General features: G+C 65.7%; 6 protein-coding genes and 1 pseudogene. 2 read left to right on the top strand and 5 right to left on the bottom strand.

The window, feature by feature from the left end:
• Nucleotides 1-334: 334 nt before the first annotated feature.
• The gene (locus tag G3N99_RS32095; RefSeq protein WP_174935690.1) at nucleotides 335-859 is read right to left on the bottom strand and encodes a metal-dependent hydrolase; all 525 of its coding nucleotides are present in this window, start codon (nucleotides 857-859) and stop codon (nucleotides 335-337) included.
• Between the two features lie 395 nt (nucleotides 860-1,254).
• Between G3N99_RS32095 and ggt the strand changes: the two genes are divergently transcribed.
• Nucleotides 1,255-2,976 (top strand): gamma-glutamyltransferase, encoded by a 1,722-nt coding sequence (gene ggt, locus G3N99_RS32090; protein WP_011355450.1) that lies wholly within the window; start codon nucleotides 1,255-1,257, stop codon nucleotides 2,974-2,976.
• 86 nt (nucleotides 2,977-3,062) lie between these two features.
• Here ggt and G3N99_RS32085 read toward each other — a convergent pair whose 3' ends face one another.
• Nucleotides 3,063-3,986, bottom strand: coding sequence for an alpha/beta fold hydrolase (locus G3N99_RS32085; RefSeq protein WP_206124385.1), 924 nt, complete (start codon nucleotides 3,984-3,986; stop codon nucleotides 3,063-3,065).
• 353 nt (nucleotides 3,987-4,339) lie between these two features.
• On the opposite strand from G3N99_RS32085, the gene G3N99_RS32080 reads away from it, so the two are divergent.
• The gene (locus tag G3N99_RS32080) at nucleotides 4,340-4,789 is read left to right on the top strand and encodes a helix-turn-helix domain-containing protein (RefSeq protein WP_174935687.1); all 450 of its coding nucleotides are present in this window, start codon (nucleotides 4,340-4,342) and stop codon (nucleotides 4,787-4,789) included.
• A gap of 30 nt (nucleotides 4,790-4,819) precedes the next feature.
• Here G3N99_RS32080 and G3N99_RS32075 read toward each other — a convergent pair whose 3' ends face one another.
• The 3 genes and pseudogenes from G3N99_RS32075 to G3N99_RS32065 form a co-directional block, all read right to left on the bottom strand.
• Complete coding sequence (locus G3N99_RS32075) at nucleotides 4,820-5,431, bottom strand: ANTAR domain-containing protein (RefSeq protein ID WP_174910533.1); 612 nt, start codon at nucleotides 5,429-5,431, stop codon at nucleotides 4,820-4,822.
• A 6-nt stretch (nucleotides 5,432-5,437) separates the two neighbouring features.
• Entirely contained in the window at nucleotides 5,438-6,580 is a 1,143-nt protein-coding gene (locus G3N99_RS32070; RefSeq protein ID WP_174982970.1) for a transporter substrate-binding domain-containing protein, read from the bottom strand.
• Nucleotides 6,581-6,612: 32 nt separating this feature from the next.
• A pseudogene (locus G3N99_RS32065) lies at nucleotides 6,613-6,806 on the bottom strand (nitric oxide reductase activation protein); the annotation flags it as partial.

Here is a 6,806-nt window from a genome sequence, read left to right as displayed (position 1 = left end):
CGGCCTTGATGTGCGGCCACGCGAGCGCCTGCGCGCCGGTGGGCGCGGCGAACGTGCGCCGGAACCACGCGGCGACGGCCGGGTGGAACACGTCGAGCGCACTGGCGGCAGGGCGGGTAGCGGTGACGTCCATCGGAGCGTTGAAATGGGGTGCAAGCGCGCGGCGGGCGCGCACACGAATCGAATCGTCAGTGTGCCAGACGTCGCGCGTGCGTGCCGGGCACGTACGGCGACGATTCGAATTCAGATGGGGGCCATCACCGCACTTTCAACGAACGGAAAGTTGCATGCGCGTCGGCACGCCGATCGCGTGCTGAATTGCGTCGAATTGCGACTAAACGCGATTCAGCCAGCCGAGCCAGTGCTCGAGCAACGGCGCACGCGAGCACAGCGACTGCGCGAGCCACAGCGTGCCGCCCCATGCGGCGGCCACGACGATCAGGTCGCAATGCCCGCTCTTCCACAGGTTGAGCGAGTGACGCCGCCAGATCCACGGCACGCCGAGCGGGTTCGGCCAGTCGGCGAGCAGGTGCATCAGGCCGCCGCATGCGAAGCCGAACAGCGGCGCGGCCCACAGCGGATGCGGATGATGGATGAGCCCGTGCCACCCGAGCGCCAGCAGCGCGATCCAGCCGATACCCCAGTGCGTGACGGTGCGATGCGTGATCCACAGGCGGCGCTTGCGGCTCCACCATGCGACTTCGAGCCAGTCGGGCGCGGTGCCGCCCGCGACGCCGGCCGCGAATGCGGCGAGCATGCCCGAGTGCCACAGGCCTGTTGCACCGGTTTGTGCGACGAGGACTGCGGCGGCGACACCGGCCGCGATGCCGGACGCATGATGCGCATTGTGTGATGCCATAGGAAGCGAGACGAAGAAACGTGAAGCGGTGCGTGCATGAAAAATGATGCAGCGCGAAAGCGGGGCGCTATCTTCGCAGATCGGCCCGTGCTGCGGGAGGGACGTTTGCAGATTTTTTTGCACGTGTCGCGTGGCTTTCCGTGCAGTTCGCAACTTTCGGTTTTTTGTGCGCTGCGTGATGACGTATGCCGCGTGCAATTTCGACCGATCCGCGGGCATGTTCTTGAGCAGCATGACCTCGCGCACATGACGAATGCGCTTTCGTTGCACACCCCGTGTTCGACCCTTTTTGTCCCCCTATACTACGAAACCGGAGATGGCCGTCGGCGTGCCGGCGACCATGAGCGGAACAGGTGCTTTTCCTGCCTGAAGGAGATCCACATGGGGGACATGCAATGACTACGCTGAATCGCTTCAAATCATCCGCTGTCGTGCTCGCGACGGTGGCCGGCATCGGCTTCCTGCCGAACGCGCCCGTCTATGCGAAGGGGCCGCAGCCCGCAGTCCTGACGAGCTCGGCCGTCGCGGTGGCCGACAAGTACAGCGCGGATGCCGCGGAGCGGATCTTCAAGGAAGGCGGCAACGCGATCGACGCGGCCGTCGCGATCGCATTCACGCTCGCCGTCACGTATCCGGAAGCCGGCAACATCGGCGGCGGCGGCTTCATGACGATCTACAAGGACGGCAAGCCGTACTTCATCGATTACCGCGAGCGCGCGCCGCTCGCCGCGACGAAGGACATGTATCTCGACAAGGACGGCAACGTCGTCAAGGGCATGAGCCTGTACGGCCCGCGCGCGGTCGGCGTGCCGGGCACGGTCGCGGGCATGTGGGAAGCGCAGAAGCGCTTCGGCAAGCTGAAGTGGAAGCAGGTGCTCGCGCCGGCGATCCACTACGCGCGCGATGGCTTCGTCGTCGACGAACAGCTCGCGCAGCGCGGTGTCGACGCATCGAAGGAGTTCGGTGGCAAGACCAACTTCGACAAGTATTTCTCCGGGCTGAAGGCGGGCGTGAACTTCAAGCAGCCGGATCTCGCCGACGTGCTCACGCGCATCGCGAACGACGGCGCGGAAGGGTTCTACAAGGGCAAGACGGCCGAGCTGATCGCCGCATCGATGAAGACCGGCGACGGCAACGGGCTGATCACCACCGAGGATCTCGCGCAGTACCGCGCGGTGTGGCGCCAGCCGGTGCAGGCGAAGTGGAACGGCTATGACGTGATCACCGCGCCGCCTCCGAGCTCGGGCGGCATCGGCCTCGTGCAGTTGCTGAAGATGAAGGCCGACCTCAAGCAGGACTTCGAGGGCGTGAAGCTCAACTCGCCGCAGTACATCCACCTCGTCGCGGAAATCGAGAAGCGCGTGTTCGCCGATCGGGCGCAGTATCTCGGCGATCCCGATTTCTACAAGGTGCCGATCGCGCAGCTGACCGACGACGCCTACATCGCGAAGCGGGCGGGCGAAGTCAACCCGAAGGAACCGTCGGATACCAAGAGCGTGCAGCCGGGCCTCGGCACGACGATGCCGGAGAAGGCTGAAACGACGCACTTCTCGGTGGTCGACAAGTGGGGCAACGCGGTGTCGAACACGTACACGATCAACGGCTATTTCGGCTCGGGCGTGATCGCCGACGGCACCGGCATCGTGCTGAACGACGAGATGGACGACTTCTCCGCGAAGCCGGGCGTCGCGAACATGTTCGGCGTGGTCGGCAGCGACGCGAACGCGATCGAGCCGAAGAAGCGCCCGCTGTCGTCGATGTCGCCGACGATCATGACCAGGGATGGCAAGGTGTCGCTCGTGATCGGCACGCCGGGCGGCTCGCGGATCTTCACGTCGATCTTCCAGGTGATCAACAACATCTACGACTTCAAGATGCCGTTGAAGGAGGCCGTCGGTGCGATGCGCTTCCATCACCAGCTGCTGCCGCCGAACACGATCTTCTGGGAGCCGTACCACCCGATCGAAGGCGAACTCGCGAAGCAGATCGAGGCGCGCGGCTACACGCTGAAGGGGCAGGATTTCAGCGGCGACATCCAGGTGATCAAGATCGACGGCAAGACGCCGGAAGCAATGGCCGACCCGCGCGGGCGTGGCGTGACGCGGATCATTCACTGACGTGAAGGGGGCGTGCGCAACTGCGAAGGCGGCCGCGCATGCCGTGTTCCACAGCCGGGTGTCGTGCCGCCGGCTGCGGAACGCACTCAGCCGTTGGTCCGGATGAATTCGGCGATGCGTGCCGAGATGGCGTCGGGCGCATCTTCGAAGCAGTAGTGCCCGACGCCCGCCAGCCGTTCGACGGGCGCGGACGGAAACAGGGCCGTGAAGAGCGGCAGGAAGTGTTCGGCGCCGAGCGTTCGATCGGCGTCTCCCCAGATCGCGAGCGCGGGTTTTTCGCGTATCGCGCGCAGCGCCGCCGCATCGGGCTCCTCGAACCGGTGCGCGCCGGCGGCAAACCCGCGGGCCCATCCGATCGCGCCGACGCAGTCCTCCGGTTGCGCGAACGGCGCACCATATGCGTCGATCCACGTGTCGTTGATGATCGCGTGATTTTCGAACCCGTTCAGCTTCAGCGTGCTCAGGATGTTGAAACCGAGCTGACCGAGTACCGTCTCCAGCGTATCGTCCGCCGCCGCGCGCATGATCCACTGGAACCACGGCGCATCGCGACCGTTCGCGTTCAGGCGGTCGACCAGATCGGGCTGGCCGAACGGCGTCGGCCCGTTCGCGGACACGATCCGCCGGATGCGATCCGGATGCCGCGCGGCGAGCCCCATGCCGACCGGGCCGCCGAAGTCGTGCAGCACGAGTGTGATGCGATCGAGGTCGCGCGCGAGCACGAAGCGCTCCAGGTTGTCGATATGGTCCTGCAGCCAGTAGCTGCGATCATGCGGCGTCGCGCTTTTGCCGAAGCCCATGTGATCGGGGACGACGACGCGGTGCGTCGGACTCAGCGCGGCAATCAGATGACGAAACAGATAACCCCACGTGGGTTCGCCATGCAGGCACAGGATGGTTTCGCCGTCATGCGGGCCTTCGTCCACGTAGTGCATCCGGAAGCCGGATGCGTCGTCGAAATGCGGGGCGAATGGAAAGGTGCCGTCGAACGTGGCATCGGACCGGATCATCGAACGCTCCTTCGGATAGTCGGACAGGTTGGTTTCAAGTTGAAACCGAATCGAAGCGTAGGATATTGGGTTTCAAGTTGCAACCAAAATTGTGGTTGGGCTGCAAGCCGAACGACTGGTGGGCTGGTGTGCGAAGACGTGCCGGAAAGAAACGCAGCCGGAAAGTATTGGCCGGACATATGAGTTGAAGCACCAATCAGACCCGAAGCGACCATTCCATTCGTCGATTGCGAACAGTCGGGCCCGGTGCGATTGATCTTTCGTGCGACGAGTTTTATATTGCAACCATTCATTTCAACGGAAACGACCACCGTTCCGCCCGCATTCCGGGCACGGAGTCGCCTCGAGCCTCGATGACCAGACGAACCACGCACGAAGATTCCCCCTGTGGCGTTGCCCGTCCGCTGGACGCGATCGGCGACTGGTGGTCGCTGCTGATCGTCCGCGATGCGTTCGACGGGCTGCGCCGCTTCGGCGAATTCCAGAAGAACCTCGGGCTGGCCAAGAACATCCTGGCTGCGCGCCTGCGCAACCTGGTTGCGCACGGGATCATGGACATCGTGCCGGCCGCGGACGGCGGCGCGCATCACGAATACGTGCTGACCGAGAAAGGGCGCGGCCTGTTTCCGCTGCTCGTCGCGCTGCGGCAGTGGGGCGAGGATTTCTTCTTCGAACCGGACGAGGCGCACGTGCTGCTCGTCGACCGGAAGGCCGGGTTGCCGGTCAGGAAGCTCGAACTGCGTTCGCAGGACGGCCGCGTGCTCGGGCCCGAGGACACGGTCGTGTTGCCGCCGCCGGACTGACGTGCGGCGGTCGCGGCAATCGCGCCTGCGTTACCGCTTCAGCAGCGCGTGCGCCTGCACGATCTGCTCGGCGAGCTGGTTGATCGAGATGCGCCGTTCCATCGCCTGCGAGCGGATCTGCTGGTAGGCCTCTTCCTCGCTGATCGCGTTGTGCTGCATCAGCAGCGTCTTCGCTTCCTGCAGCGTGCGCGCGGACATCACGCGCTGTTCGAGCTGCGCGATGCGGCGCCGGTATTCGTCGTGCCGGCGGCTCTGGTGACACGCGAGCGCCATCGCGCTCAACAGGCCGAACGAGCGCACCGGCGTCGTCACCGCGCTCTGCGCGTCGATGCGCAGCATCAGTTCGAGGATCGTCGGGCTTTCGTAGGTCGTGACCGCGATGAGCGGCGGCCGTGCGTCGTCTTCCAGCCACGGGATCGACAGGTGCAGCAGGTCGGGCCGGACCGCGAGAATCACGAGGTCGACGCTTTCCGGCAACGCGGCGGGCGGCGGCCAGCGCTGCTCGGTCGGGCAGCCGATGCGCGAGAGCTGCTCGACGAGCAGCAGGCCGTTGTCGTCGTCCGGGTAGTACACCATCACGCGCAGCGAGCGCAGTTCGGCGAGCAGGCGCGGCGTCGAGCGGATCGGGGTGCGGGCGCGCATCGTCGGTTACGCCTTCTGTTCGTCGGGCGTGTGCACGCGGTCGCCGAGCGAATGCGTGACGAGGTACGGATCGGGATGCACGCGTCGCGTCGCTTCGCGCACGATCGTGAAATTGCCGTCGGCCGTCGCGCAGCCGATGCGCGGGTAGAGGCACGTGTGCTGCGTGAGCCGGTCGATCTTCACACGCCCCTGCGGCGCATCGAATTCCGCGTCCGCGAGATGTTCGACGAGCCGGTCGCGCTGGTCGGTGCCGGCACGCGCGAGCGCATTGGCGAACAGGTGAACCTGGAAATACGCGGCTTCCCACGGTGCGGACGCACTCGCGTCGTCGCCGAAGCGCGCCTTGAGCTGCGCGATGCAGCGCCGGTTCACGTCGGAATCGATGGTCTGGAAATAGGGCGACGACGTGTAGTGGCCGGCCGCGGCCGCGCCCATCTGGCCGAGCTCGATCTCGGAGGTCGTCAGGCTCGCGATCGGCATCTTGCGCGCATCGAGGCCGGCTTGCGCATACGCGCGGTAGAACGCGGCCGTGCTGTCGCCCACCAGCGTGCTGAACACGAAGTCGGGCGCCTTCGCGCGGATGTCCTCGACCACCGCCGCGAAATCCTGCTCGGACGCGACGAGCGGCATGTACACCTCGCCGAGGATCTGGCCTTCCGGATGCTGCGTGACGAGGTCGATCATGATGCGGTTCGACTCGTACGGGTAGATGTAGTCGGACCCGACCAGGTACACGCGCGCACCGAACTGCGCGGTCATGAAGGCAGCCAGCTGCACGCTGTTCTGGTTGGGCGCCGCGCCCGTGTAGATCACGTTCGGCGAGAACTCGAAGCCTTCGTAGAGCGTCGGGTAGAACAGCAGCTTGTCCCACTTCTCGACGATCGGAATCAGCGCCTTGCGGCTGCTCGACATGTACGCGCCGAACAGCACGTTCACGCGTTCGGTGGCGATCAGCTCTTCGGCGAGCCGTGCATAGACGGCCGGGTCCGAGCAGGCGTCGCGCACGACGGGCACGATCTCGCAGCCGTTCGCGCCGCCCGCTTCGTTGATCTCGGCGATCGCCTGCAGCGTGCCGCGCAACTGGCTCTGGCCGAGGTGCGACGTGCATCCGCTCTGCGAGAACAATACGCCAACCTTCACACTGTTCATTCGGTCTTTCCTGTCTCTTCCGGGTGGGGCCGTCACGCGGTCAGCCGCCCGGCCGCGTGCGCGACGACGGCCGGCAGTGCGTCGCCGTTCGCCGCGTGGACGCAGCTCGGGCCGACGCCAAGTATTGTAGACAACCCGGGCGGTGCGCCGAACGACAAACCGGCGATCGCGACGCCGCGCTGCCGGCCCTGGCGTGCCGCGTGGCGCGCATCCTCGACGAGGTAGC

Origin of the sequence: Burkholderia sp. Ac-20392 (assembly GCF_017104585.1) — a bacterium.
Lineage (GTDB): Bacteria > Pseudomonadota > Gammaproteobacteria > Burkholderiales > Burkholderiaceae > Burkholderia > Burkholderia lata.
Note: the sequence above shows the minus strand (reverse complement) of the source record. Positions and strands in the feature narration are given on the sequence as shown.

Excerpts from the sequence above, each read along its gene's own strand:
- G3N99_RS32095 (WP_174935690.1), bottom strand. The coding sequence starts at position 859 with ATGGCATCACACAATGCGCATCATGCGTCCGGCATCGCGGCCGGTGTC.
- ggt (WP_011355450.1), top strand. The coding sequence starts at position 1,255 with ATGACTACGCTGAATCGCTTCAAATCATCCGCTGTCGTGCTCGCGACG.
- G3N99_RS32085 (WP_206124385.1), bottom strand. The coding sequence starts at position 3,986 with ATGATCCGGTCCGATGCCACGTTCGACGGCACCTTTCCATTCGCCCCG.
- G3N99_RS32080 (WP_174935687.1), top strand. The coding sequence starts at position 4,340 with ATGACCAGACGAACCACGCACGAAGATTCCCCCTGTGGCGTTGCCCGT.
- G3N99_RS32075 (WP_174910533.1), bottom strand. The coding sequence starts at position 5,431 with ATGCGCGCCCGCACCCCGATCCGCTCGACGCCGCGCCTGCTCGCCGAA.
- G3N99_RS32070 (WP_174982970.1), bottom strand. The coding sequence starts at position 6,580 with ATGAACAGTGTGAAGGTTGGCGTATTGTTCTCGCAGAGCGGATGCACG.